This is a genomic window from Veillonella sp. S13054-11, assembly GCF_002959795.1.
In the GTDB taxonomy this organism is placed as follows: domain Bacteria; phylum Bacillota; class Negativicutes; order Veillonellales; family Veillonellaceae; genus Veillonella; species Veillonella parvula_E.
The window spans coordinates 108,307-134,981 of the sequence record NZ_PPCY01000004.1 but is presented as its reverse complement, the minus strand read 5'-3'; the positions used below and the strand labels follow the sequence as shown (position 1 = coordinate 134,981).

At 40.9% G+C, this 26,675-nt stretch carries 22 protein-coding genes and 1 tRNA gene; 3 read left to right on the top strand and 20 right to left on the bottom strand.

The annotated features are described in order from the left end of the window. Window positions 1-61: 61 nt before the first annotated feature. Window positions 62-1,240 (top strand): MFS transporter, encoded by a 1,179-nt coding sequence (locus VPHSUH08_RS04510; protein WP_004697911.1) that lies wholly within the window; start codon window positions 62-64, stop codon window positions 1,238-1,240. A gap of 205 nt (window positions 1,241-1,445) precedes the next feature. Here VPHSUH08_RS04510 and VPHSUH08_RS04505 read toward each other — a convergent pair whose 3' ends face one another. The 3 genes from VPHSUH08_RS04505 to VPHSUH08_RS04495 are packed head-to-tail and all read right to left on the bottom strand — an operon-like array spanning window position 1,446 to window position 6,331. Continuing rightward, the gene (locus tag VPHSUH08_RS04505) at window positions 1,446-2,867 is read right to left on the bottom strand and encodes an anion permease (protein WP_008603176.1); all 1,422 of its coding nucleotides are present in this window, start codon (window positions 2,865-2,867) and stop codon (window positions 1,446-1,448) included. Window positions 2,868-2,869: 2 nt separating this feature from the next. After that, window positions 2,870-4,009 carry a 2-methylaconitate cis-trans isomerase PrpF family protein gene (locus VPHSUH08_RS04500; protein ID WP_105086858.1) on the bottom strand — a complete coding sequence of 380 codons (1,140 nt, stop codon included), beginning with the start codon at window positions 4,007-4,009 and terminating at the stop codon, window positions 2,870-2,872. 24 nt (window positions 4,010-4,033) lie between these two features. After that, window positions 4,034-6,331, bottom strand: coding sequence for a hydratase (locus VPHSUH08_RS04495; RefSeq protein WP_105086857.1), 2,298 nt, complete (start codon window positions 6,329-6,331; stop codon window positions 4,034-4,036). Window positions 6,332-6,529: 198 nt separating this feature from the next. Here VPHSUH08_RS04495 and VPHSUH08_RS04490 point away from each other — a divergent pair, with 198 nt between their 5' ends. Beyond that, complete coding sequence (locus VPHSUH08_RS04490) at window positions 6,530-7,414, top strand: LysR family transcriptional regulator (protein ID WP_105086856.1); 885 nt, start codon at window positions 6,530-6,532, stop codon at window positions 7,412-7,414. A 301-nt stretch (window positions 7,415-7,715) separates the two neighbouring features. On the opposite strand, the gene dcuC is transcribed toward VPHSUH08_RS04490, so the two are convergent. From dcuC to queF, 17 genes are all read right to left on the bottom strand, one after another. After that, window positions 7,716-8,969: a C4-dicarboxylate transporter DcuC gene (gene dcuC, locus VPHSUH08_RS04485; RefSeq protein ID WP_105086855.1), complete on the bottom strand. Its 1,254-nt coding sequence runs from the start codon at window positions 8,967-8,969 to the stop codon at window positions 7,716-7,718. Between the two features lie 214 nt (window positions 8,970-9,183). Further along, window positions 9,184-10,428, bottom strand: coding sequence for a M20 family metallo-hydrolase (locus VPHSUH08_RS04480; RefSeq protein WP_105086854.1), 1,245 nt, complete (start codon window positions 10,426-10,428; stop codon window positions 9,184-9,186). Between the two features lie 62 nt (window positions 10,429-10,490). Next, on the bottom strand, window positions 10,491-11,786 hold the full coding sequence (locus tag VPHSUH08_RS04475) for an amidohydrolase (protein WP_105086853.1): 1,296 nt from the start codon (window positions 11,784-11,786) through the stop codon (window positions 10,491-10,493). A 224-nt stretch (window positions 11,787-12,010) separates the two neighbouring features. Continuing rightward, a complete protein-coding gene (locus tag VPHSUH08_RS04470) occupies window positions 12,011-12,955 on the bottom strand; it encodes a DMT family transporter (protein ID WP_105086852.1) in 945 nt (314 codons plus the stop codon). A 1-nt stretch (window position 12,956) separates the two neighbouring features. After that, the gene (locus VPHSUH08_RS04465; protein WP_105086851.1) at window positions 12,957-13,433 is read right to left on the bottom strand and encodes a YhcH/YjgK/YiaL family protein; all 477 of its coding nucleotides are present in this window, start codon (window positions 13,431-13,433) and stop codon (window positions 12,957-12,959) included. 282 nt (window positions 13,434-13,715) lie between these two features. Next, a complete protein-coding gene (gene fusA / locus VPHSUH08_RS04460; RefSeq protein WP_105086850.1) occupies window positions 13,716-15,782 on the bottom strand; it encodes an elongation factor G in 2,067 nt (688 codons plus the stop codon). Between the two features lie 403 nt (window positions 15,783-16,185). Beyond that, window positions 16,186-17,304: a [FeFe] hydrogenase H-cluster radical SAM maturase HydE gene (gene hydE, locus VPHSUH08_RS04455; protein ID WP_105086849.1), complete on the bottom strand. Its 1,119-nt coding sequence runs from the start codon at window positions 17,302-17,304 to the stop codon at window positions 16,186-16,188. A 4-nt stretch (window positions 17,305-17,308) separates the two neighbouring features. After that, window positions 17,309-18,055, bottom strand: coding sequence for a YaaA family protein (locus VPHSUH08_RS04450; protein WP_105086848.1), 747 nt, complete (start codon window positions 18,053-18,055; stop codon window positions 17,309-17,311). Further along, window positions 18,033-18,635 carry a hypothetical protein gene (locus VPHSUH08_RS04445; protein WP_004694153.1) on the bottom strand — a complete coding sequence of 201 codons (603 nt, stop codon included), beginning with the start codon at window positions 18,633-18,635 and terminating at the stop codon, window positions 18,033-18,035. The genes VPHSUH08_RS04450 and VPHSUH08_RS04445 overlap by 23 nt, the downstream gene beginning before the upstream one ends. A gap of 388 nt (window positions 18,636-19,023) precedes the next feature. Further along, window positions 19,024-20,283, bottom strand: a complete 1,260-nt coding sequence (locus tag VPHSUH08_RS04440; RefSeq protein WP_105086847.1) for an Nramp family divalent metal transporter — start codon at window positions 20,281-20,283, stop codon at window positions 19,024-19,026. A gap of 19 nt (window positions 20,284-20,302) precedes the next feature. After that, a complete protein-coding gene (locus VPHSUH08_RS04435; RefSeq protein WP_105086846.1) occupies window positions 20,303-21,052 on the bottom strand; it encodes a hypothetical protein in 750 nt (249 codons plus the stop codon). A gap of 212 nt (window positions 21,053-21,264) precedes the next feature. Then, a tRNA-Ser gene (locus tag VPHSUH08_RS04430) sits at window positions 21,265-21,355 on the bottom strand. A 50-nt stretch (window positions 21,356-21,405) separates the two neighbouring features. Beyond that, entirely contained in the window at window positions 21,406-21,840 is a 435-nt protein-coding gene (locus tag VPHSUH08_RS04425) for a DNA starvation/stationary phase protection protein (protein ID WP_004697769.1), read from the bottom strand. A gap of 394 nt (window positions 21,841-22,234) precedes the next feature. Further along, on the bottom strand, window positions 22,235-22,846 hold the full coding sequence (gene epsC, locus VPHSUH08_RS04420; RefSeq protein ID WP_105086845.1) for a serine O-acetyltransferase EpsC: 612 nt from the start codon (window positions 22,844-22,846) through the stop codon (window positions 22,235-22,237). A 162-nt stretch (window positions 22,847-23,008) separates the two neighbouring features. Then, complete coding sequence (cysK, locus tag VPHSUH08_RS04415) at window positions 23,009-23,923, bottom strand: cysteine synthase A (protein WP_024061540.1); 915 nt, start codon at window positions 23,921-23,923, stop codon at window positions 23,009-23,011. A gap of 214 nt (window positions 23,924-24,137) precedes the next feature. Next, complete coding sequence (locus tag VPHSUH08_RS04410) at window positions 24,138-24,998, bottom strand: hypothetical protein (RefSeq protein ID WP_105086844.1); 861 nt, start codon at window positions 24,996-24,998, stop codon at window positions 24,138-24,140. A 1-nt stretch (window position 24,999) separates the two neighbouring features. After that, window positions 25,000-25,497, bottom strand: coding sequence for a preQ(1) synthase (gene queF, locus VPHSUH08_RS04405; RefSeq protein ID WP_004694169.1), 498 nt, complete (start codon window positions 25,495-25,497; stop codon window positions 25,000-25,002). 310 nt (window positions 25,498-25,807) lie between these two features. On the opposite strand from queF, the gene VPHSUH08_RS04400 reads away from it, so the two are divergent. Then, window positions 25,808-26,539, top strand: a complete 732-nt coding sequence (locus VPHSUH08_RS04400; RefSeq protein ID WP_105086843.1) for a copper amine oxidase N-terminal domain-containing protein — start codon at window positions 25,808-25,810, stop codon at window positions 26,537-26,539. The last annotated feature ends 136 nt before the right edge of the window (window positions 26,540-26,675 follow it).

Here is a 26,675-nt window from a genome sequence, read left to right as displayed (position 1 = left end):
GCGAAGGAGAGAGTATGAGTTTTTATTAAGAACGTGCTAAGACTAAGAAAGGAGGAATATTTTGGAAACGTGGAAACGAACGGTGTACATTTGCGCATTCTGCATATTCTTCATGTCCCTCGGGGTTAGTCAGGTAAGCCCTATTCTTCCTCTATACTTCCATGAAATGGGCTTAAGCGATACAGGATCGATAGCACAATGGTCCGGTGCCTCCATGGGCATCACCTTCCTCATTGTCTGCTTAGCAGCTCCCTTCTGGGGCCGATTAGCAGACCGTAAGGGACGTAAGATTACCCTCATACGCTCTAGTCTTGGTATGGCTATATGTAGTATATTATTGGGCTTTCAGACTACACCAGAAGGTGTGTTCCTCGTTCGTACATTGCAAGGGTTAGTAAGCGGTTTTTACCCCGCATCGGTAACACTTATCGCGTCAGAAACACCGCAAAACCATACAGGTTGGGCTCTAGGGATTATAGGATCCTTTAGCCTTGCAGGCTCACTAGCCGGTCCGCTTGTAGGAGGGTATCTCAGTGATGTAGTAGGTATTCGAAATGACTTCTTTATCATCGGGGCCCTTATGCTTATCTCTTTTGGCTTGACGGCAATGCTGGTACATGAAAACTATGTTCCAAAGCCACTTGTTGAGAAGCAAACCTTTAGAAATCTAAAAACTCACTTACCTGAGTTTTCTAGTTTAGTCGCTTTATCTGCAACCTCCTTCCTGTATGCCATTTCGGTTACCGCCATCTCCCCCATTATGACGGTTTACATTAAAGGAATGCTACCAAGCAATACGGAAAATATAGCCTTTATTTCTGGTGCTGTGTTCTCTGCCATGGGTATCGCCCAATTCTTTAGTAGCTCTCCACTCGGGAAATTAGTAGACCGTATAGGCCCTAGAAAGGTGCTCATCTACTCGATGATCTATGTAGGTCTACTCAATATACCGCAAGCCTATGTGGACTCTGTGTATGTACTTGGGTTTATCCGTTTCTTGCAAGGTTTTGGGCTAGGTGGTATGTTACCTGCGCTCAATACCTATTTAGCATCAAAAACACCTAAGGAATATACGGGACAAATATTCTCGTACAATCAGTCTTGTTTGTCTATGGGTTACTTTCTAGGCTCCTTTGGTGGTTCCATTGTAGCCGCTCAATTTGGCTTCACAACCCTTTTCTGGGCATGTAGCCTTACCTTTATCGGCGCTGCACTATGGGTTGCGTTAAAACTAAAGTAATGCCGTAATACAACGAAAATAGTGCAAATGCATTAAAGAAACTATATAAACAAATAAAAAGAGCTGTTCTCAGAACTCAGATGTGTGTGTGTACTGATTCCGAAACAGCTCTTTTATTATGTTGTTTGTAAAAGTATAGAAACTTTCACTATCTAGGGGATGATCATTCTATATGTATAGAATAACTATTGTCTCTAGTTAGGTATTATAGGATACCAAGAATTTCCCACCATGCGTAGCCCACTGTAAGGTTTACGATGAAGCACATGATAGCGAAGATACCACCGATAATCCACCAGCTTTTAACTGTGTTGTAACCAGCACCGAATACGATTGGAGCCGCTGCACCGCCGTAGTGAGTCAACGCACCACCGTAGGAGTTTGTAGCAGCTAGTAACAAGGACAACGCCATTGGGTTTACACCCGCTACTTTACCTACAGTAAGGAATACTGGAAGCATTGCAACTACATACGCACTACCAGAAGCGAACAAGTAACGAACAGCGATACTGATAGCGCCGATGATAATAAGAGCCAACATCGGGTTGTCGCCGAAGTTGAAGTGTGTCCCCATAAAGTCAGCTAACCATTCAAAGAATTTAACCTTGGACAACGCACTGGACATACCGATGATACCACCGAACCAGATCAATGTGTTCCAAGCACCTTTGGATTCAAGCATATCTTCCCATTTGATTACGCCTGTTACAAGCGCTGCTACCATGGCTACGATAGCTACTGCTGTTGCATCAAGGGAGAATTTAATGCCAAAGCCTTGCGTCAAGATGGAAGGCAACGCCCAGCCAACTAAGGCAAGAATAAAGATAGCAATAAGAGATTTCTCGCGACCAGACATAGGTCCAAGTTCTTTCAAACCTTCATCAGCAATCGCATGAGAGTCGATGTGTTGAATAGATGGTTTGTCTAAGTAGTATACCAAAGCAGGTGTAATGAGAAGCATTACAAGACCTGGTACTACGAGTGCTAATGCCCAAAGGCCCCAGTTAATATCTACACCGAGGATTTTGTTCATGTAGTCAGCAGCCAATAAGTTTGGTGCCATTGCTGTAGCGAACATCAAGCTTGTTACCTTAGTTACCATGTATGTGTTAACCATGAGGTAAGAACCAGCTTTTTTAGCGCTTTCACCAGGCTCAGAACCTAACGCTTTTGCTACAGAGTTCATGATTGGGAACACGATACCGCCACAACGTGCTGTGTTGGAAGGTGTTACTGGGGAAATAATAAGATCTAATAAAGCAGTTACATAGCCAAGACGCAATGTAGTGTGACCTAAGGATTTAATCAATAGGTACGCAATACGACGGCCAAGGCCTGTTTTTACGAACGCCACACTGAGGGAGAACGCAGAGAATACTAACCATACTGTGGTAGATGCATAACCAGACAATACGTTTTTCGTAGCATTCAAGAAAATTGCAGAACCTGCAATAGATAATAACAAGATAATTGGTGCTGGCCAAGGTTTAACAACAAGACCAACGATAGCCATTAAATAGAAACCTAGCAGTCGCCAAGCTCCAACGCTCAAACCTTCTGGTGGTGTAATGAACCACATTGCCAGAGGAATGGCAAACATAATTGCAATTTTAAGTAGCTTATTCATTCTTACTCTCCTTTTACATAAGCTATGCCTTTCATGATCGGTCGCGCTGTTCTAGCGACGCCCGCCTTCTCCACATGCCAACCCTTATCTTTGGTTAAACATATTTCGAAATCAAATTTCCCTGATGGATGCGCTAAAGTAACTTGATTCGTTTCTTTAGCACGTTCGCTCACTACTTCGTTCGCCACAGTCCCCGTAATAAGCGCTGCTGTAGCTGTACAAATACCACCTGTAACAGCATACGCTTTATGCATTACAGCGAGTGCCTTTGTACGAGCCACGATGTCTATACTATTCCCCTTGATAGTTCGACCATCGCTTGCCACATAGGTTTGTGGTGCGGACACCATGCATACCTTTGGAACTGCAGGACTAGCAGCCTCTTTAGATGGAGCAAATCCCATCATTACAGCTGCAGTAGTGCGAATATCTTCAAGTGTATTGAGTAATACACCGCCATCCGTTTCTGTGAAAGCCGGTAACTCCGTGCCTTCATAACCAAGGTCTGTAGCCTTTACAAATACAGCTGGATTAGCTGCATCTACGAGACTGACTTGGATTGTGCGACCATCAGACAATGTAATTGTGTCTTGTACATTGCCTGTTGGTAGTAGCTTACCTGTCTTAGAACCGCCAGGCTCCAAGAAATATAATGTAATACGAGCACCTGTACCAGGTACGCCATCGATAGCAAAATCACCGTCAATAACAGGTTTGCCTTCTTGGACTGGCACGTGCGCTTCAATAACCTTATTTGTATTTGTGTTAAAGATACGAACCACTGTTTCTTGTTCTACTGCTTTCACAAAGCCTTCCATAATAGCAAATACCCCTGCACCAGCAGAAATATTGCCACAATTACCTTCGTAATCTACCACCGCATCAGCGATACCGACATAGCCAAAGGTGTAGTCGATATCCGCATCATCCCGGTCAGAAGGGTTTACGATAGCCACCTTGCTCGTCAATGGATCAGCACCACCGATACCATTAATTTGACGCGCATCAGGAGAGCCATATAAATCTAAAATCATACGATCCCGAGCAGCTTGGTCAGTTGGAAGCGTATCTTTTAACAGATACGCCCCTTTGCTAGTACCGCCGCGCATATAGGTAACAGGAATTTCTTTATACCCGTTCATAACTTACTCCTTTATGCTCACCACTTACGCTTTGCTATTTGCATAGTAGTTGATGAGACAACCTGCTGCGATAATATCTTTTTCTTCATCGCTGAGGTGACCTAAGTGCAATGTGATTTCTGCTTTCTTCACGCCACCGCTGATAACATATGCTTTGTAATCATCGGAGTCAGAGAATAATTGGTCACGCACATTTGGCACATAAACATAATCGCCTACTGCCATAGTTTTGGAGTCTTCTTCGCTAGTTAGGAACGGTAGCATGCCCCAGTTAATAACATTGCTGCGATAACGTTTTGTAGCATATTCAATAGCAATATTAGCACCGCCACCCAATACGCGTTGACAGGATGCTGCTTGCTCACGTGCGGAGCCATCGCCAGGGCGATTAGCATATACCATACTAGAAACGGCTGTAGACTTAGCCATATCTTCTACGGATTCTGTAAGACCAAGCGCTTGTTTTACCTCTTCATATGCAGTTACTAAATCCGCTGCGCTTTCACCTTCTTGACGAGATTTTTCCCAATCACGAACGGCTTTAGCACGACCTACATATTCAGGAACCTTACGGCTCAAGGCAAATTCAGACAATGCATATGGGTCAGAGCGGTAGGAAGATGTTTCGCCAGACGGAATCAACTCATCTGTAGTTGTTACAGGATCATCGATATAAGCTACTACTTTGAGCAATACATTTGGCGTCAATTCTTCGATAGAAGGCCATGGTTTAATGGATGGGCCATACACAAGTTCAGTATCTTTATTCGGTTCATTGAAACCACTATATACCTTGCTTTCATAAGGTTTATCATCATAGTGGTAAGCTGGCACCACATCATCATATTCGATATCAGTAGCCGCCGTCAATGCACCACCGTTAATAGCCGTAGCTGCTACGGAACGGGAGTCAAGAAGTGCAACGGAAGAAATTTGTCCGTTACCAGGTTTAGAACCTTCGCGATTCGGGAAGTTTCGTGTCGCATGACGACCACTGAGTCCAGTATTGTTAGGTGTATCACCTGCACCAAAGCATGGCCCGCAGAAAGCTGTACGCACGATGGCACCAGCACTCATAAGATCTACAAGAGCACCATTTTTCATAAGTTCTAAGTAAATTGGTTGGCTAGAAGGATAAACGCTAAATGCGAAACGACCGGAACCTACGCTCTTACCGCGTACGATGTTAGCCGCTTGCATAATGTTTTCATATAAACCACCAGAGCACCCTACGATGATACCTTGATCTAAATGCAATTTGCCGTCAAAATGTTTTTCAGGCAATTGTAAAGACAAGGATTTATTATCTAATTGCTCTACCGCTTGACGTTCGATTTCTGCTAATAAATCGCGACCACCTTCGTTGATTTCTTTAATTGTATATACATTGCTTGGATGGAATGGCATAGCAATCATACTTTCCACTTCCCCAAGATTAACTTTTACTAGGCCATCATAATAAGCTACATCACCAGGGTTAAGCTCTTTGTACGCATCACCGCGACCATGAAGTGTCAAGAATTCTTTCGTATTGCTATCTGTTCTCCAAATAGTTGTAAGGCATGTAGTCTCTGTAGTCATTACATCGATGCCGTTACGGAAGTCCATGGATAGGTGTTTAATACCAGGGCCTACGAATTCCATTACTTTATTTTTCACAAAGCCGTTTGCGAATACAGCTTTTTCAATAGCGAGTGCCACGTCTTGTGGACCTACGCCGTGTTTAGGTTTTCCATCGAGGTAAATAGCGATAACTTCTGGACGTTGTACATCATACGTGCGGCCAAGCAATTGTTTTACAAGCTCTGGACCGCCCTCACCAATCGCCATAGTACCAAGAGCACCGTAACGAGTATGACTGTCGGAACCGAGAATCATTTTGCCACAGCCTGCCATTGTTTCACGCATATATTGGTGAATAACTGCAAGATGAGGAGGTACATACACGCCGCCGAAGCGTTGAACCGCGGATAAGCCAAACACATGGTCGTCTTCGTTAATCGTGCCCCCTACTGCTGCCAAGCTATTATGACAGTTTGTCAAAATGTAAGGAATTGGAAATTTATCAAGACCACTGGCAATCGCCGTTTGAATAATACCAACATAGGTAATATCGTGAGATGTTAAGGCATCGAATTTGATGCGTAAATCTTGATCACCTTCGTGTTGTTGGTGGTCCATTAAAATACGGTACGCCATCGTTTCCTTATAGGCGCGCTCTTTATTAAAAACTTCTTGCTGATCAAGGGCTGCACTAGAATCCGCAGGAACGATATCCGTACCGTGATATAAAAATACACCATTTGAAATTAACTCAACCATGACTTGCTCCTTTATTACTTTCAGGCATGTGTAAACCTTTACAAACACTATATTTTCACCATGTTTATTGGTGAAAGTTCCATTACTCTTACTAGTACCTAGTCTTTAGTTATATCTAATCTGTATAGCCCTAGCGTCCCCTCGTCTGTACCAACTCTATGGGATAGAGTACAATAATACATATATAAAGGAGAGTTTATGGACACGAAAGATTGTACAATTTTAAAAACCTTAGCAGAGGAAAATAATATTACTTATGCGGCACGTCGTCTATTTATGACGCAACCTGCATTGAGTGAACGGATAAAAAAATTAGAAAAGGAATTTAACTGTCCCATCATCAACCGACAAGCTCGTGGTGTAGAGTTTACCTATCAAGGTCAACGCCTTGTACGATACGCCGAAGATTTGCTCAATTCCTATACTTCGGTGCGCCAAGAGCTATTAGCTATGGGTAGTGAACCACGCGGTACATTAAACCTAGGATGCTCAAATGTATTCGCAAAGTATCATATCCCCCATATCTTATCCACCTTTAAAGAGGCTTATCCACATATTGATATCATCATGTATACGGGACTTAGCTATAAGCTATACCATGACTTCCTTGAAGGCCGCTTACATGCTGCCATCATTCGCGGTGCCCACACTTGGACAGAGTCGAAAGAACATATCTGGTCTGAACCATTCTGCTTCTTCAACAAAACGCCTTGTGCCGTAGAGGATTTACCTCGTCTGCCCTATATTCACTATCAAACAGATCCGAATTTACAGCAGACCATTGATGATTGGTGGTATTCCCACTACTCACAACCACCGATGCGCACCATTGAGGTGAACGACATCGATACATGTATGAAGCTCGTCAACCAAGGACTTGGTTTTACTATCCTCACCCAAAGCTGTGGTAATGATTACCCTAACCTATTTAAGGAAACCTTGAAAACTCTTGATGGTCATATCATGACTCGGGATACGTGGATGTACACCCGTCATAGTGCCCTTGAATCCAAGCCAGTACAGGCTTTTTACTCATTTATGAAAACATGGGCTGACACAAAGGTATATCAACTATTCTTTTAATACATATAATATATTATGAAAATGCAATAAAAACAAATTGCTCTTTTCTTTGGCATCCATAAATATTACTTATATCTCAACTTTCAATATATGCGTAAAAATCATATAATTAGCCGCTTACATATAATCAATTGATTAGTCTCTTATATATAATCATCTTGATTACCATGCTAGTTTAAATCATATGAATTGGTGCTTTGATACAAATATATTGATTGGCTATTTAAAGTTATAACAAAGAAAACCCGTCATGATTACAACAATCATGACGGGTTTTCTTTTACAATATAGTTTTATTGAACTAGAGTAACAATAGCATGATGACTACAGTCGCGATAATGCAAGGCACGGCATTACGTTTAGCCATTTCCATAGGGTTAATACCTGCCAGTCCTGCGATGATGATACCTGCACCAGCTACTGGACTCATACTACGACCGATACCAGCACCCAATTGAGCCATGGAACCGAGTTGCATAATGCCATAACCAAAGTCTGCTGCATGAGGTGTGACAGCACCGTTAAAGGCAAGAGCTGCCGCATTGCCAGAACCAGAGATAACCGCCAATAAGAACGGACCAAAGGCTGCCCCGATTTGGGCGATTTGTTGAGAGTTCTTCATGCCATCAATAAGGGCACTTGTAAGCCCGATGAGTTGCATCCCTGCTGTGAAGCAAGCTGCTGCAGCCATAAGGCCAACGACATCACACATACCATCGCCAGTACCGCGGAAGAACTTTTTAACAGCTTCTGCCACATTAGGACGCACGGCAATGATACCAATAGCAGTACCGATGAGCATAGATACAGGAACAGAGATTTCTGGGATAACCGCCACTTGTTTACTACCTAATACAAGTAATACAAGAGGAATAATGGGAATGATTGCATAGAAATAATTTACTTTGAATTCTTTACCTTCCGCTGCAGTATCGTTTTTCATTACATACCCGGTATGCTCCTTCTTAACGATAGCTACGATGTTAAGCAAAATAGCGGCTACTACGATACCGATAATTGCTTGCATGGAGAAGCTGGCAATAACTGTCATTACGTCTACCCCCGCTAGTTGTGCCACTTGAGGGTTGAACATAAGGCCTGGACTCAAGGAACTACCCCATGTACCTAAGAAGATAGCAGAACCAGCCATCGCTGGATGTACTCCAGAACGAATGAGGGCAGGAATCAATAATGCACCTACGGCCGCAGCACAACCTGCCGCTGTAGGCAATGCAATATTAATTAAAAATGTAATAATAACAGCGCCAGGAATGATGATTTTCGTCATCTTTTTGAGGCCTGCAGAAATGAAATACACCATGTGCTCTGTACATTTTGTATATTCCATAACATAGCTAAAACCTAACACCGTACAGATTGTTGGTACAAGACCTGGATTCGTAAGTTCTTTCACAAAGGCCGTCGTACCAGCACCAAGCTGCCCACCAATAAAGCACATCAGTAAGCCCGATAATAGTAAAACGAGCCGCGTTTCAAACTGTTTAATAATAGCGATAAACGTCGCTACTACGATAACAATACCTGTAATAACCATAACCCTCCTATCCGTGTACATAGGATGCAAGATAGCTATATCCCCTCTATAAACACTTTACACCCAATACACAACTAACAACACTAAATACAAAATACAATAGTCCTATCTATGTCTTACACCTAATAGGCCTAACAATAGTAAAAGTAATCACTTAATTATATACAGTATAATCATATAACTACATAACTACATAACTACATAAAGAAGTATATTAAACAAGCTTTGTTTCTTCCAAGCTAAGTTTTCTAAGCACCTTATCAAGTACCTCTGCACCCGTTACAATATCATCCATTTCAGCAAATTCTGCAGGATTATGACTGATGCCGTCACGGCATGGAATAAAGATCATTCCCGTCGGAACTGCCTCCGCCCAATGCATCGCATCGTGACCGGCACCGCTCGGCATAGTCATATATTCTACACCTACAGACTTAACAGCCTCTTCGATTTCTCGAATCATCGCAGGGTGCATCGCCACTGGATGGTCTTGTGCAATAGGCTCAATCGTATAAGATAATCCCCGTTTTCCGGCAGTAATATCGATAAATTCCTTAATGAGAGTGACTACAGAATTGCGAGCTACCTTAGATATGCTGCGAATATCTACACCTAGCTTCACAGCTCCAGGAATGACATTCATCGCCCCTGGCGTAACCTTCACAACACCGACAGTGCCCACCACAGGTGGTTCTTCTTGCATGGATGCAATTTCCTCGATGCCGAGGATGATTTTTGAGGCTCCACATAGGGCATCATGACGCAAGTTCATCGGCGTAGCGCCACTATGATCGGCATTGCCCCGAATGGTCACATAGAATCGCTCTGGCGCTGCAATACCAGTCACAATGCCAATCGTTTTCTGTTCGTGCTCCAGTACCTTTCCTTGTTCTATATGAATTTCTGTGAAAGACTTTACAGGTCGTTTATATTCCATTTCTTCAATCCCATCGGGATTTAAGTTGCGACCTTTCAATGCTTCGTACAAGGAAATTCCTTGTTTATCTACCAATCGGTGTAAGTCTTGTAATCTTAATTCACCACGCATGGCCTTACTACCTAGTGTAGCATTCCCAAAACGACCGGACTCTTCGCACATGAAGGATACCACAGCGATGGTATGGTCATGTTCATAACTATCGTCAGTCATGCTACGAATTACTTCAATGGCAGATAACACGCCCACCACACCATCGTAATTACCTCCATTGGGTACGCTATCTGTATGAGACCCTACCATGACAACTGGTAGATCTGGTTTCTTACCAATCTTATAGCCAATGACATTACCAAAATCGTCTATTTCAACAGATAAACCCGCATCAGTCATACGGTCTATAATATATTGACGCCCCGCCCAGTCTGCATCGGTAAAAGCAAGGCGATTAATTCCCTCACCAGGTGCCGTCAATTGGGCCATAGCATCAAAATCCTTAACTAATCGCTCTCGTTGAATCATATAACACCTCACAATCTATTACATCAATGACTGATAAACCATATGGTGCTAGTCAGTAAACCTTATTTTAAATAGTGAGCAGCAATTGTCCCCAACGCTACGATACCGTTTAACATATCCTCTTCATCGATATCAAAGAGCGGATTGTGATGTGGCGCTTTAATAGCAGAACCTACTACCATGTAGGTCGCTCTACCGCCACGTTCGATGACACGATTCAAGAAGTACGCACAGTCTTCACTGCCGCCACCGCTGTAATCGAATGGCACCTCTTTAAAGATCCCAAGTGGTTCCACGATAGCTTGTACTTCATGAGCTAAATCATCGCTGATGCGACCTGCAGGAGTTTCTCCTTGTTTTGTGATTTCAAAGGTACAATCATGCATTTCTGCAGCACCTTTAATAATAGTCTTCGACCGTTCAATCATGTAATCATTGATTTCTGTCGTAGCACCACGAGTTTCTAGTTTAAGAACCGCCACATCAGGAGTCACATTGCGGCCTGTACCGCTTTCAAAAACACCTACATTCATGCGAGAAGCCCCTTGACTATGACGAGCGATGGCTTGTAAGTTAAGAACCGCTGTACAGCCTGCGAGCATTGCATTTTGTGCCTTTTCTGGGGAGCCACCAGCATGAGCAGAATAACCGTGGAACACCGCATCAAGTTTTGTAGTCGCCAAGAAGCCATGATCGCTACAAGCAAAGCAATTGGATAATTTTTCGTTAAACCCAATATGCATGCCAAACATCAAATCTACATCATCTACTACGCCTGCTTCCGCCATCGCTTTAGCACCGCGTACACCTTCCTCTGCTGGTTGGAAGATGAGTTTGATAGTGCCTTTGAATTCATCCTTGTGCGTAGCCAAGTATTCAGCTAGGCCTAGCCCCATCGTCATATGTGCATCATGACCACAGGCGTGCATCGCCTTATCATGACAAGAACGGAATCCTCCCTTTGTTGGTACATGGTTATCCTCTTTAGCTTCAATGACATCATTGGAATCCATGTCTACACGAAATGCTACTACAGGGCCTTCACCACCAAACTTCATAGTTGCAACAATGGCCGTTTTACCATAGCCCATCTTTTCAACAAGCTCAGGATTTGCGCCTTCTTTGATGGCTCGATCCATAGCAGCTTTCATAACCTCATCACTAGGCAAGCCCATGCGAGATTCTAAATCGAGTACATCTGCGCCTAACGCCACATCATAGCCCAAAGAAATAAGCGTATCCGCCACTTTCGCAGCAGATCGATACTCAAGCCAAGCAGGCTCAGGGTACATATGAAAGTCGCGACGCATAGCGATTAACACATCGCGTCGTTGTTGCACAAAATCTTTTACAGACATAAATACCTCCTTAACAAACTAATAATCACGTATATATTTACTATATGAATTGATATGTAAATAGTCAACTAAATGGCGCATGTATACAGTATCTAAAATATACTGTATGTTATAACAAAAAACACATATACCACGAAACGACTTCTGTGATATATGTGTTCTTCTTGATGTTTTCCTGTCGACATATTTTATTGATATGTTTATATTGATATGCTCTTATCGATTTATTCTAATATTGTTTTATTCAGTTTTGCCAGTACTTCTCGTTTAATAGTTCGTTGTCTATCCCAAGCGATGATAACAACGGTAGCAATAATCATAGCCATACCAATTAGTCCTAATAGACTAAATTCATTTCCTAAAAAAGTCCACCCAAAGAAAGCTGCCGAAATAGGCTCTATAGATGACAAAATAGATCCTGGTACGGCTCCAATTCGTTTAACCCCTTCTAAATAGGCATTGAAAGATACTATCGTCCCGAGAAATATGACATTAAAACAACCAATAACAGTCCATGCATCCCACACTGCATATGAGTTCGGTTGATGGAATAGTATAGCCGCAATAATACCGCTAATGAGCATCCCGAAGCCTACAATAGGTAATGTACCATATTTATAGAGTAAATCAACAGGAGAAATGCTATATATGGCTACACCGACAGCAGATAAAAGCCCCCATACGAGAACCATTAAAGGAAAGCTTTCAATAAAAAGGCCATCATCATTGCCCATCAAACAAATGGTCCCCACTAAAGCAAGTATAACAGAAACAATCTCGCCCTTAGACGGTCGTTTACCATAACGAGCTAGCAGGTAAATAATAATCATAGATGGCGCCAGATATTGCAATACCGTTGCAATGCCAGCTCCCGATAAAGCAATGGATCTGAAGTATGTATATTGACATAAGGCCATGCCAAATACGCCAAAAACAATGAGTCCTAGCGTATCTTTTACACTATGAAATACATTAAAGATAGAATTTCCAAATCTAAACCATGCATAAATAACAGTTAGCAAACCTGCTGTAATCAATCGCATAGTTACTAGCCATTCCAAATTCATATCTCTAAAATTGCTTAAGAACTGTACGGATGCACCTGATACACCCCATAAAACAGCCCCCAATAGGGTTATAATAACACCAATAACTTCATATTGTTTCATACTACTCACCGAGCAAAGATACGTGAACTTTCACAACCACCTTACGGATTTTGATAGGTTTATCGTTTACAGCAAGCAAGGGCCGATGAACATCAGACGGGAAGAATACAGTGTAGTACCCTTCTGGGCAATGGATTTGCCCTTCATCAACAGCTTCGTTAGGATAAAAATAGCAATCTCGATCCGGATAGGACTCCACAGGTTTAACAAGATTTTTATCTACGAAAAAGCCCATGTTTTCCTCGCCGCTCACCATAAATTGGATATCTACATAATTACGATGCGATTCCGGTTTTGTAGCTTCAAATAGTTTTGTTTCTACATCATCTACATTAGCATACATTATGTCACCCTCGATGGCATGACGTCCTCCAGGCAACGCTTTCAAATCTGTGTTTTTCAAGAAATCCAAAGCGCGCACAATGGCTTTAGGATAGCCCATTTTTGTATAATCTGCGGTAATACTAGAGAAAAACATACACAATCCTTTCACAATATCTATGGATATGGCACCACAATAAACCAATTATATTACCTTTTATGTTAGCACATATATACATAAAGAACTAGCTATTCTCTTATGTAAAAGCCCTCCATACGCTACATGTATGGAGGGCCTCAGTAAAATACTATTCAAATTTATGACTTACGTCAATCATTACACTATGAAATTGTTACAGTATTAAATTGTTACATTATGCAATTGTCTATTCAGTTGTAGTGATTCAAACTGTATTAGATACAGCATGTGGTCATTACCTTATTCTTGGTTTTTATGAGCAGCGATAATTTCTTCCGCTTGCTTATGTGGAACCTCTTCATAGGTATAGAACTGACGGTTAAATACGCCTTGTCCTTGTGTAATGGAGCGCAATGCAGTCACATAATCAGACATTTCAGCCAATGGTACTTGTGCTTTAACAACAGAAATACCTGTTCTTTCACTTTGTTCCATGCCCAATACACGACCTCGACGACTATTCAAATCACCCATGATGTCGCCCATGAAAGCATCTGGTGCAAACACGTTAACTTCATAGATTGGTTCTAATAGGACTGGTTTCGCCTTAGGGATCACATCCTTGATAGCCTGTGACGTAGCTACTTTAAATGCTAACTCTGAGGAGTCTACGCTGTGGTAAGATCCATCCAAGAGTGTCACTTGCACGCCAATCATAGGATATCCTGCAATTAGGCCTTTATCTAGGGTTTCTTTGGCACCCTTTTCCACTGCTGGTATGTATTGTTTAGGTACAGCACCACCAAAAATTTTGTCTACGAATGCAAATTCGCTACCATCATATAATGGATCCACTTGAATCTTAACGTGACCATATTGACCATGACCGCCACTTTGTTTCTTATATTTAGACTCGGTTTCAGCAGAGCCTTTGATAGTTTCGCGGTATGGAATATATGGGGCCACAAGTTTAGCTTGTACGCCGTATTTACGGTCCATTTTGTTGAGGATATGCTCAAGATGTACCTCGCCCATACAATCAATTTGTAATTGGCGAGCTTCAGCATTTTTCACTACTACGCAAGTAGGATCTTCTTCCGCCACTTTAAGAACAGCACTAGCTAATTTTTCCTCCTCACCTTTTTTTACTGGCTCCATAGCCACTGTATATAAAGGTTGAGGGAAACGAATAGCATCGTATGTCACTTTAAAATCAGGAGCCGTTAATGTATCGCCGGTCTTAGCATTGGCCAATTTCGGTATAACTACGATATCGCCAGCTTTTGCAGCAGATACAGGGATTTGTTGCTTCCCGATAAGGGTAACCATCTTGCCCCATTTTTCTTCTACACCTTGGTTTACATCATAAAGGCGATCGCCTTCTTTCAGTTCACCAGAGAAGATACGTACAAAGCTTTGTTTGCCTGCGAATGGGTCTAACAATGTTTTAAATACGAATGCAGTTAATGGTTTATCTACATGTACAACACATTGTTCGCCGGTTTCCGCATCAGTTGCGGTCATCACTTTTTTAGTTGCATCCGGCATGTAACGGATCATCCGATCCAATACTTGATCTAAGCCAATACGAGATGTGGCACTGCCACACATGATTGGGCACACACGGCCACTAATCATCCCTTCACGCAAGCCTTGGCGGATTTCCTCTAAGGATAATTCTTCGCCTTCTAAATATTTTTCCAACAACTCATCGCTACCTTCAGCCGCGGCTTCTACGGTCATTTCCCGAATTTCTTGAGCCTTTTCGATAAGGTGAGCTGGTACAGCGACCTCTGTTGGTTGGCCGTCCTTATAAGTAAACGCAGTCATTTTCGCTACGTCTACAACGCCTTCAAAATCGGCGCCTTCACCGATAGGAATCTGCAATGGCATAATGCCTTTGCCAAATAATTCCCGCATTCTTTCAATAGTGCCAAAGAAATCAGCACCATCGACATCCATTTTATTGATAAATGCCATGCGAGGCATTTGTAATTCAACTGCATAATCCCATGCGCGAACTGTGTCAGTTTCTACACCAGATGTGGAGGATAGCACCATCAACATACCATCACAAGCACGCAAAGCGGCACGAACTTCGCCATGGAATTCGTTATAGCCTGGAGTGTCTATGAAGTTAACCTTATGTTCATGCCACTCACATGGCGCCATGCCCAATTGAATAGTTACATTACGTTTAATTTCTTCCGGTTCAAAGTCCATAATATGTTTATTATCTTGACCTTTACCTACGAAATCAACCGCACCAGAAGTTAACAACAAGGATTCAACAAGAGCTGTTTTGCCCGCACCATCGTGGGAAACAACAGCAACGTTTCTAATTTTATCACTACTGTACTCTTTCATTGGAATCGCCTCCTTACTGGCAAATTACGGCTTTGCTAATACATTTCGACACTACAATAAAAAAATCCTCTTTTTCTGAGAAAAATTTCTTAGAAAAAGAGGATTATATACTAATACTAAATTAGAACAAAAATTTTAGTATTCCTATGTAGATCCTAAACTTAATTAAATTATTAATAAGACTTTATCGGTATATCCTATATATAGATGGGACTAGTGTCCTCACAAAGTTATAAAAAAGACGGTCTGTACTTGTGCCGCGACATCAGGAACGAGGAGCAAGCAAGTATAGACCGTCTTTTTTAATTAAGTTGTCTTTATGTAACGGGGCCCCATCTATATATAGGCAATACTAGTGGTAAATATATTAATTCACTAAATAATTTAGTTAAAACATAGAATACTAAAATTTCCCCGTCCGTTTGCCGTAGTGTTTAGAGTCCCCATTTTGTTTCCAACCCACTGTATCACCGATGGACATTACGCGGCGCGTCAAGCAGTCTTTACATTGTTCTGCATTGTCGTCTACGCATGGTTTATTATCATATAGCAAATATTTTGCACGGTGTTCAGGAATGGTGATGATAGGCATAAGGATATTTGCACCTGCGGCTAAGCCTTTTTCACGGCCTAGTTTATCTAGTGCTTGTAATGCAGTAGTTGCCGCAATGTTTACGTCTTTCAAGAATAAACGAGTTAAGGCAATCATCTTGAGGCCCAGTTGAACTCGTCGCAACTTGCCCTCTTCATCATCAATGCCCATTGCCAATGCTTCTTGGCCTAGAGGCGTATCATGATGCACTACATAAGGGCCCATACCAATCATGTCGATATCCATATCGCGATAGAACAAGATATCATTCACAAGATCTTCTTCTGTTTGCCCAGGTAGACCAATCATAACACCTGTGCCAACTTGGAAGCCCACGCGGCGCAAACGACGTAAGCATTCTACGCGCGTCTCAAAGGAGTGCAATTCATCACGAGGATGAATCTTATGGTATAAATCTGTATTGGTTGTTTCAATGCGTAATAAATAACGACTCGCACCGGCTTCACGCATGCGACGGTACGCCTCTTCGCTTTGTTCTCCTACGCACATCGTAATACCAAGAGAACCATCGCCGATGGCTTTAATGTCGCGAATTAAATCCACAACATAGTCCACAAAGGCATCATCACAGCGTTCACCAGATTGGAGTGTAATGGAACCATATTCATGATCGTATGCCCATTGCGCCATCTTGATGATGTCTTCGCGATTCATATCAAAGCGTTCCGTCTTGTCATTTTCACGACGGATACCGCAATAATTACAATTTTTAATGCATCGGTTTGAGAACTCAATGAGACCGCGATAATACGCTACAGGCTTTACGTATTTTGCCTTCACTTCGTAGGCCTTTTTATATATCAACTGCAACTGTTCTTCATCAGTTACAGACATGAGAAATCGCAATTCCTCCTCTGTCAGCCATTCATCGCCGACGAGGTCTTTTGCAAGAATGTCTTGCACTTGCAAACAATCACTTCCTTTCGTAACGAACCGTCATCGATTCGCTTGGTATGGTAATGGATTCAATGTCAGAGACACAAGTAAATCCATTAACTTCGCGGGGCAAGTCCCGCACATGTTTCACTTGTCGAGTTAAACATTCATGAGCCATCACACCGCGACTCATTTTAGAGGACGTACTCATCTGCTTAAACGTATCGCCCCGTAATTCCCAAAATTCAACGGTTATCACCTTTGGATGGTTCACCATTTTTGCATATTCTTTAGATGCTAGGTTTAGAATCCAATCTTCCTTGTGAAAGTATGCGTCCACCGCTTCACGCCATGTATCGTATAGATTAATGCCCACCTTATCGACCATATCGAGTCGATAGTCGCGCACCCCCATATTAGGTTCAACGACACCGTAAAATGCAGACAGCACAACGAGATGGCTTTCACCAAAAGCCTTGGCTTCGTCAGATAAGTTCGACCAGTCCAAATATTTGAAAGCAATGCCATCATAACTTTCACAGGCACGACCTACGGGATGAGCCTCAAAGGACTGATAAAAATCAAAAAGAGCTTGCGCCTTATCATCCTTAAGTTTTAATGCCTTTCCAAGAACCGCTACATCAAGGGATTGTACATGTGTTACAATTTCTTTCGTGATGTTCGGCTGAAATTGGCCATCTCGGACTACATGATGTACTGCCTCATCGTTGCTAGCAGCATCGGTAATGGTTTTTGTCTTACTAGGAGAGAGGACGATTTTCATGAGATAATTCCGCCTTAATAGATTCCTCTGTCAAATTGTCGATCAATTCAGGGTTCCACAACATGAGAGGCACCGCCACTACGTGGCTTGCTTTCAATTCTTTACATAATTTAATGCATTCTTTAAGATAATTAGAATCTTCATCTACAAGATCGCATACGATAACCACGTGACGCCCTTTAAGGTTTACACCTTCATAATCGATGCTTTCAGCAGATACTGTAAGCATGCCTGTTTCCAAGCGGCCTTCACTCATATCGTTCAAACGAGACATCAATACATGCTCAAGCATAGTAGATACAGGTGTCACTACGCGGCCAATGCCGATAAGAGCCTCAGGTTGTGCATGAACGATAACTGTTTTCTTCCGTTTATCCGTTCTGAACTCAATAAGGGCTTTTTCTAAAGCACCAAAAAATACGAATAACTGCCAAGGATCAAAAGAGCCTGTTTGGAACATATCGATAACAGAACCATCCTCATCCATATTGAGGCGCGTCAATAACTCTTCAGCAATATCGTTAACCACAACACTAAAATCAGATTGTATTGTCTCTTGTACGTTGATTTCCTTTGCCATTAGGGCCTCCTAATTTTCCATATATCACACTGCTGAGTGATACTCTCAACAGATATTATATTATTCTTAAAAATATTATTCTTAAAAATATTTTTCTTAATTATACTATTTTTAATTGTACCATATTTTATACCCCTCTTGGGTATTCAAAGATACGTGTTTCACATAATAGATACGTTAGCGACATGACAAAAGGACCGCCGTAGCGGTCCTTTGTATTCTAATGTTGTACTCTAATCTTGTATTCTAATGTTGTATTCTAATGTTGTACTCTAATCTTGTATTCTAATCTTGTATTCTAATGTTGTATTCTAATCTTGTATTCTAATGCTGTATTCTAATGTTGATTTTATAAGAAACCTTTTGGAAACTAACAAAGAATATTCTATTAGCCTACAATCAATAAGTAAATATTCATAATTGTAACGATGATACCTATGCCCCATAAAAGAATATTTGTAAATTTACGGTTCGCGTATTCTCCCATGACCTTGCGGCTACTTGTCATGTAAAGTTGCAAGAAGATGGTGATAGGTAATTGCAAGCTCAAGAACATTTGAGAGAACAATAATGCTTGGAAGGAATCTGTAATAAACACGATCAATAATAAGGCTGGAACATATGTTAGTGCCAAGCCTAATCGCGTATGGAAGTCTTTCATATCGTAAGACTCGCCAAACATTCCTGCAAAGATACTTGCCCCCGCCATACCTGCCGTAGCAGATGAGGCAAAGCCTGCAAATAACAATGCTATCGCAAAAATAATACCCGCTGCGGGTCCAATGAGTGGTCGCAACAACTCCTCAGCCTGTTCAAGTTCTGTTACTTCAATACCATGAGCAAAGAAGACGGCCGCCGCCAATATAATCATGGCGGAGTTAATCATCCACCCAATCCCCATAGATAACAAAGTATCGAGGAATTCATAGCGTAACTGCCGTTTCATTATCGCTGGATCTTGTGTATTAAACTGGCGACTTTGGATGATTTCAGAGTGCAAAAACAAGTTGTGAGGCATAATTACGGCCCCTAATATACTCAAAATAACGAGCATCGATGTATTAGGAATATTAGGATCCACCCAACCGATACCAGCCGCTGCCCAATCCACATTGACCATATTTACCTCAACAAGGTACGCCAATGCGATAAGGGATACAAAGCCAGCAATGATTCGCTCTAATTTACGATAGGAGTTCGTAATGAGCATAACCGTACAGATAAGAGCCGTCAAAATGCTGCCTATCAAGATAGGAATACCAAAGAGCATCTTCAAAGCGATAGCAGCGCCAATAAACTCAGCCAAGGCCGTCGCTGCCGCCGCAATTCCTGCCGTGCTAAGCACAAAGCGAGATGCATAACGCGGTAAAAACTCATAGGCACATTCCGACAAGCATTGACCGCGTACAATGCCTAAATGCGCCACATTATGCTGTAATAAAATGAGCATAATCGTAGATAGTGTGACTACCCACAATAATTCGTAACCATAACTAGCACCAGCTGCCAAGTTGGCGGCCCAGTTTCCTGGATCGATAAATCCAACGGTTACGATTATACCAGGTCCTATATATTTAAAGACCTCACTTACCTGTTGCTTACCGTTTTGATGGACAGTAAACAATTGTTTCTTTAAAAAATCAATCATTATAACCCCTTACTAAGAGTTATAGAGTGAACGTCATCTCCGTCTGCATACGAGCATCTGTTTTGGACTTTTTATCCTTGGAGTCCGCATAACGAATACGCACTTCATTATTTACCTTAACGCGAGAATCATCAATTTTGAATTTCTTCATTTTTTCTTTGATTTGTTCATCTGTTAAAGCCCGTTCTTCCGGTTTTGCTACTTCATCGCCAGCTTTATCAAGGGCTTCTTGTTGATCCTTGGATACTTGATAGGTCTTACCAGATATTTTAGCCCTTTCAGCACGCTTTTCATCTAGTTTTTGACGGCGCTCATCAGTAGCTTTTTTATCGCGAGCAATACGGTAATCCATTACATCACGCATATTTTCTTGGTAGATACGCAGTGCATATTCCCGATCATTGTCGTTCATTTGCTCACGTTTTGTGACTACCTCATCGATAAGCGGCATAAGCTCATCCTTTGTATAGCTAGCACCATCAAAAGTAAATCCGTGAGTATCTGTAATAGCACCATGTTTAATGAGCCTTTGTAACGCTGTATATGTCCAATCATTAGGCGTAATAACATTTGAGTTCACATGCTGTTGTCCTTTACTAGAACTACTAACAGTCTCTACATCAGCACTTACGCCATCCACCATAGGACGTGCACTTGGGATGGCAATACTTTCAGCATGACTAAAGCCAACAGACGCAACAAGGCATAATGCACCAATGCCTAACGCTCGACGGATACGATTCATTTGACGTGTATGTTTTGTATTCATAAGAGTCTCCTTAAAATTACATTTTATACAATCTATTATATGAAACCCCTAGTCATACGTCAACTCTATACCCTTACACACCTGTGTCATTCAATACTGATAAGGCCTCGGACTCACTCGAATCCTCACAAATTTTGGGCCTATATAAATAATATAATAAATCACTATATTATACAAAAAGACCCCACATCGAGTGATGTGAGGTCTTTACATGGCGGAGGATTAGGGATTCGAACCCTAGCGACGGTAACCCGCCCTAACGATTTAGCAAACCGTCCTCTTCAGCCTCTTGAGTAATCCTCCATGCTTTACTGGGTAATCATATCATACCCAATAAGGCATTGTCAATCGTCTTATTTCAGCATAGATTCGATGAACCAGATCTGTTTTACATAGTATGCAACGTGATCTTCCATCATGCTTACGAGCAAGAAATCACCTTCTTCATCAGCTGCTGCACGAATTGCTACAGCTTGATCATTCATGTATTTGAAGTCTTTAAGAAGGATATCAATTACCTTTGCTTGAGGGATGTCTTCTTGTCCCAATTCTTCGATTTTAGTCAATTTTGCGTATTCTGCAGAATTTACCAATGGAAATTGACCTTGCATTTTCACATGTTCTGCTACGGCATCAAAGTATTCAAAGGCTTCATCATAAATGGATTCCAAGTATTCATGAATAGATTTGAATTGCGGACCAGTTACATTGAAGTGTAGGTTATGTAATTTTACATTCCATACGGAAAGATCTGCTAAATATTGATTTACTTGTTGTACGTTTTTCATAATAAAACTCCTTTTTTCACTTAATTCTCAATTATAGTTTATTCTAAAATCAGAACAAACACAGTTGGCTTCTACGCCATCAATTCGTTTATTTAATTTATAATCAATATTGATTATGTTTATATTCTACCAATAATGATTTTCCATGTCAATATATGAATAGATATTTTTGTATAAAAGTTTAATGAAAACATTATAACCATACTAAATCAAACATATCCCCAGTCCAATACAATACATACCAAATCTAAATCCAATAATTCACGGAATCATGTTTCTACGAATCATAAAAAACCTCTAACTACTAGTTAATCTAATAGTTAGAGGCTTGTATGATTCTATATTCAATATGACTCTATATTAAAAATGATTATATATTAAATACGCTTTTATATTAAATATAGTATTCTATGTAATTATCAGGAATCTTCTTCTCCTCTGCTTGTGCAGCAGCTGCATTGCGACTAGGTTTACGGACATACATATTTTCTGGATCTGTTTCAAAGATTACCATATCCTTAGGAATATCATGTTTAATAACGAGATTACAGCCAATCTTCGTGCGCGCACCAATCGTAATATCCCCTAAGATTTTTGTACCCGTACCGATGAGTACATCATCTTCAATGGTCGGATGACGCTTTACCTTTTTAGAAGACATCCCACCTAGTGTTACTTGATGGAACAAGGTTACATTATCACCTACAATAGCCGTTTCACCAATAACAACCCCCATACCGTGATCGATAAAGAGGCCACGACCAATCGTCGCACCTGGATGGATTTCAATGCCCGTTACATGACGAGAATGGAGAGCCACACGACGAGCCAAGATGGGCCACCCCGCCTTATATAAACGGTGGGCAAAGAAATGCCAGAACAAAGCCGTAATATGCGGATATGTCCATATAACCATCCATACACTTGTGGCAGCTGGGTCAGAATCCATTACGCGCTTAATATTATATTGAATTTTGCCCCATAATTCGCGCAAACCTTGCATCATAGTGACTCCATCTCAAATAACTCTACTTACATTCTACAGAAATATAGATATATCTAGTATACAACATATTGGGTCTATATTCCTATATATAAGGCTTTATATCTATATAGAACCTATTCTTATACCAATCCAAAATTCAGTATTGTATCTATATGAAATCTATTATTTAACGTATTCGTTGTTGCCAAAGTCCAAGAGGGATAAATATTTCTCTACTCCATCAGGTGCAATAACAACGATGTTCGCCTTAGGTAACTCACGAGCCATGCGTTTTGCCGCTACAATGGCCGCCCCCGCGGAAAGGCCAATAGAGATACCACTTTCACGCATAAAGGTTTGCACCTCGCTAAAAGCTTCTTCGTCACTTACAGTTTGCACGCCATCCATCAATGTTTGGTCAAAGTTTTCAGGAATAAACCCAGCCCCAATCCCTTGAATTTTGTGAGGGCCGCCCTTACCTTCGGTAATAGCAGGAGATCCCGTTGGCTCTACAGCAATGGCTTTTAGATTAGGATTATGTTCTTTCAATCGTCTTGTAACGCCTGTGAAAGTACCACCTGTACCGATACCCGCTACAAATACATCAACATTTGGCACTTGTTCTACAATTTCAGTACCCGTCGTGCGGTAATGCATATCTGGGTTTGCAGGATTTACAAATTGGCCCAAGGTGAAAGCATTTGGATACTTCTCCAAAATTTCATTGGCCCGCTCAAGAGCCCCCTTCATACCTGTTTCTTTTGGTGTTAAGATGAGCTGCGCCCCATACGCCTTAATAAGCTCTCGGCGTTCTTTACTCATACTTTCAGGCATGATAATCACTGTTTTAATATGTAAAATAGCGCCTACCATAGCAAGAGCGATCCCCGTATTACCACTTGTGGCTTCTACAATGATGCTATCCTCATGGATACGACCTTGCTCTTTTGCAGCCTGTAACATACCGAGTACGGCACGGTCTTTTACAGAACCGCCTACATTATATTTTTCAAGCTTTACATAAATATTGGTATTTGGCAATTGATATATCGGTGTTTTACCAATAAGTTCAGTTGTTTGGTTTGTTACTATACTCATCTAATTCTCCCTCTAGCGATAGATGATAAAAATCGTCCTTAGGAACATCCCAAGGACGATTTTATATTGCACCTTGTTATTCACCATATACGGAGTATAACCGTTTATGTATTCCAATTAATACAACCATACTCTAACATTTGAATCATTTCATTGTCAAGAGAATGAGAACGACTTTTAAAACCCTAAAAATACAGGAAATAACTAGCTTTATCTATTTTTTTGTAAGTGCGTCAAGTACCCCATCCCATGTGATGGGTACCATTATAATGATGAGGGCCAATCCAATAAAGAAAATTGCTCCTACCAAGACTGTAAGACGAGGGATAAGAGATATAGCCATGCTACTAACTAAGTGCGATACTTTAGTTACATCATGATGTAATGCTACATGACCCCATAAGAAACCAGCAACTACATAGGTGATAATATATGGGTCGAAAATGATTAGGGTCGTCAATTCATTATCAGCATGCATAATTCGGTTAATACTCGGAGACACTAATACATTTACAAGTATAGCTAGGATTTTAAACCACACTAGGCACACGATATAAGGCCACATTGTTTTTATCGTCATTCTCAGCATATAGAGCAAGCCCACCAAGCTCGCTCCAAGAGAGCCTCTTTGACTCCCCATGTAGCGCTCCATCCAAGATGACTTCTGTTTACCTGCATCTACTTGGTCATAATAAAAGGATAAATCCCGTTCTCCATGGGCTAAATCAACAAGCCCTAATACTTGAAACAACACAAGCGAAAAGACTAGAATAACGCCTATTTGAAAGCTTTCACTAAAGAACATGTCCATGGGATCGAAATCAAGATAACCAATGTTAAAAAGATTACCATATACATCGTGAAACGCAATATATATACCATTCGTTACGAGCATATCTAACACAAATAGGAGCAACACAAAGATGATATATCCGTTCCAGCGAGTCCATTTACTTTGTTCTCTTAAATGAGTATGAGTCTCTACGATTATTGATGCAGGTTGTAAAGACAAGGTCACACCCATCATAAAACAAGTAATAAAGGATGCGACCATTGTTAAATATTCGTATGCCATATTAACGGTATGCTACGCGCTCAGGCTGCATGTCATGAAAATGAAGGCGCTCTTTTGCCGTCTTTTCCCACTCAGTACCAGGCTTGCCATAGTTAGCATATGGATCGATAGATAAACCACCGCGCGGCGTAAACTTACCCCACACCTCGATATATTTAGGATTCATCAACTTCACAAGATCTTTCATGATAATGTTGATGCAGTCCTCGTGAAAGTCCCCATGATTGCGGAAACTAAACAGATACAACTTCAAAGACTTGGACTCTACCATCTTCTTATCTGGCACATAAGAAATATAGATTGTGGCAAAGTCTGGTTGACCTGTCATAGGACACAAACTTGTAAACTCAGGACAGTTAAACTTAACGAAGTAATCATTATCAGGATGCTTATTATCAAACGCCTCCAACACCTGTGGCGCATAATCAGTAGGATAATCGGTCTTGTGACCTAACATCGTTACCCCTTGTAACTCTTTTTCAGATCTGCCGGATGCCATAAGGAACCTCTTTCTATAAATTCTATAACTCTATAATTAGATATACTAAATAATTCATGTAACACTTAATTATAGCATATAAAGAACGACCTATAGCACTACTTCCTCCTATAAACCATCTAATAAGAGAATCTCCCTTTTTAATAGAATTTCCCCCTTTATAATTCATACAGTAAATCTATAGTAAATCATATCTATCATTTACTATATAGATTGTGTAAAATTAAAGTTCATAATATAATATTCATATATCCATGTTATATTACCCATTATAATTTATCGCTACGTTTTATACACAATGGAGGTTACCATGAAATTAAAACAACTGATTTTGTCCGGTATAGCCGTTGGAGCGCTAGCTTTCACAAGTGGAATGGTGCAACCTGCCCAGGCAGCAGTCGGAACGGAGACAGCTACAACGACACAGAGTTTAAAAAGACCTGCATCAGTAACGACACAGCATTATATCAATGTAGATGGCATATTATTAGAGCCCATAGATAATAAACCAAATGTTATCTATGTTGACGGTCAACCACTCGTAGCGTTACGTCAAGTATCAGAAGCATTAGGTTATAAAGTATCTTGGGATGCCCCTACAAAAACGGCATTAATCGATATGAATATTGCTACATTAGCGGTACAACCAGACTCTAAACAAGTCGTGCGCAAGGGTAAATTGCAAATCATCAACCTTGATACATCCGAATCTTTACTGCCTGCAGCACGTATGGTGGACGGAATTCTATATGTAAGTCCGAACGCATTCAAACTCTTGTTAAATGATGTAACCATCAATAAAGACGAAATATATATCGTTCCACAACAAAGCCAATTGGCCACTGATTCAAACACGCAAAAAGGCAAACGAAACGGTATCGAAACATTTTTACCGGATCAAGGAGATAAAGTAATTCCATACGAAGAAGAGGAAACCAAAGAAAAGAAACCTCTTATTACGGTAAAACGAACTAATACCAAAACAGCTACCAAAGGCACAGAAAATACCGAATACGTACGCTCTAACGGATTAAACAGATAATAAATCTTTCGTATATCTACATATAATTTAGCACCTTATAACTTAAAGAAGGCAACTCATCACCATGATGAATTGCTTTCTTTTTTGATTTTGCTAGTTTATTATTTCCGTTACTTTATATTGTTACTTTATTATT

Excerpts from the sequence above, each read along its gene's own strand:
- VPHSUH08_RS04505 (WP_008603176.1), bottom strand. The coding sequence starts at position 2,867 with ATGAATAAGCTACTTAAAATTGCAATTATGTTTGCCATTCCTCTGGCA.
- VPHSUH08_RS04500 (WP_105086858.1), bottom strand. The coding sequence starts at position 4,009 with ATGAACGGGTATAAAGAAATTCCTGTTACCTATATGCGCGGCGGTACT.
- VPHSUH08_RS04495 (WP_105086857.1), bottom strand. The coding sequence starts at position 6,331 with ATGGTTGAGTTAATTTCAAATGGTGTATTTTTATATCACGGTACGGAT.
- VPHSUH08_RS04490 (WP_105086856.1), top strand. The coding sequence starts at position 6,530 with ATGGACACGAAAGATTGTACAATTTTAAAAACCTTAGCAGAGGAAAAT.
- dcuC (WP_105086855.1), bottom strand. The coding sequence starts at position 8,969 with ATGGTTATTACAGGTATTGTTATCGTAGTAGCGACGTTTATCGCTATT.
- VPHSUH08_RS04480 (WP_105086854.1), bottom strand. The coding sequence starts at position 10,428 with ATGATTCAACGAGAGCGATTAGTTAAGGATTTTGATGCTATGGCCCAA.
- VPHSUH08_RS04475 (WP_105086853.1), bottom strand. The coding sequence starts at position 11,786 with ATGTCTGTAAAAGATTTTGTGCAACAACGACGCGATGTGTTAATCGCT.
- VPHSUH08_RS04470 (WP_105086852.1), bottom strand. The coding sequence starts at position 12,955 with ATGAAACAATATGAAGTTATTGGTGTTATTATAACCCTATTGGGGGCT.
- VPHSUH08_RS04465 (WP_105086851.1), bottom strand. The coding sequence starts at position 13,433 with ATGTTTTTCTCTAGTATTACCGCAGATTATACAAAAATGGGCTATCCT.
- fusA (WP_105086850.1), bottom strand. The coding sequence starts at position 15,782 with ATGAAAGAGTACAGTAGTGATAAAATTAGAAACGTTGCTGTTGTTTCC.
- VPHSUH08_RS04450 (WP_105086848.1), bottom strand. The coding sequence starts at position 18,055 with ATGAAAATCGTCCTCTCTCCTAGTAAGACAAAAACCATTACCGATGCT.
- VPHSUH08_RS04445 (WP_004694153.1), bottom strand. The coding sequence starts at position 18,635 with ATGGCAAAGGAAATCAACGTACAAGAGACAATACAATCTGATTTTAGT.
- VPHSUH08_RS04440 (WP_105086847.1), bottom strand. The coding sequence starts at position 20,283 with ATGATTGATTTTTTAAAGAAACAATTGTTTACTGTCCATCAAAACGGT.
- VPHSUH08_RS04435 (WP_105086846.1), bottom strand. The coding sequence starts at position 21,052 with ATGAATACAAAACATACACGTCAAATGAATCGTATCCGTCGAGCGTTA.
- VPHSUH08_RS04425 (WP_004697769.1), bottom strand. The coding sequence starts at position 21,840 with ATGAAAAACGTACAACAAGTAAATCAATATTTAGCAGATCTTTCCGTA.
- epsC (WP_105086845.1), bottom strand. The coding sequence starts at position 22,846 with ATGATGCAAGGTTTGCGCGAATTATGGGGCAAAATTCAATATAATATT.
- cysK (WP_024061540.1), bottom strand. The coding sequence starts at position 23,923 with ATGAGTATAGTAACAAACCAAACAACTGAACTTATTGGTAAAACACCG.
- VPHSUH08_RS04410 (WP_105086844.1), bottom strand. The coding sequence starts at position 24,998 with ATGGCATACGAATATTTAACAATGGTCGCATCCTTTATTACTTGTTTT.
- queF (WP_004694169.1), bottom strand. The coding sequence starts at position 25,497 with ATGGCATCCGGCAGATCTGAAAAAGAGTTACAAGGGGTAACGATGTTA.
- VPHSUH08_RS04400 (WP_105086843.1), top strand. The coding sequence starts at position 25,808 with ATGAAATTAAAACAACTGATTTTGTCCGGTATAGCCGTTGGAGCGCTA.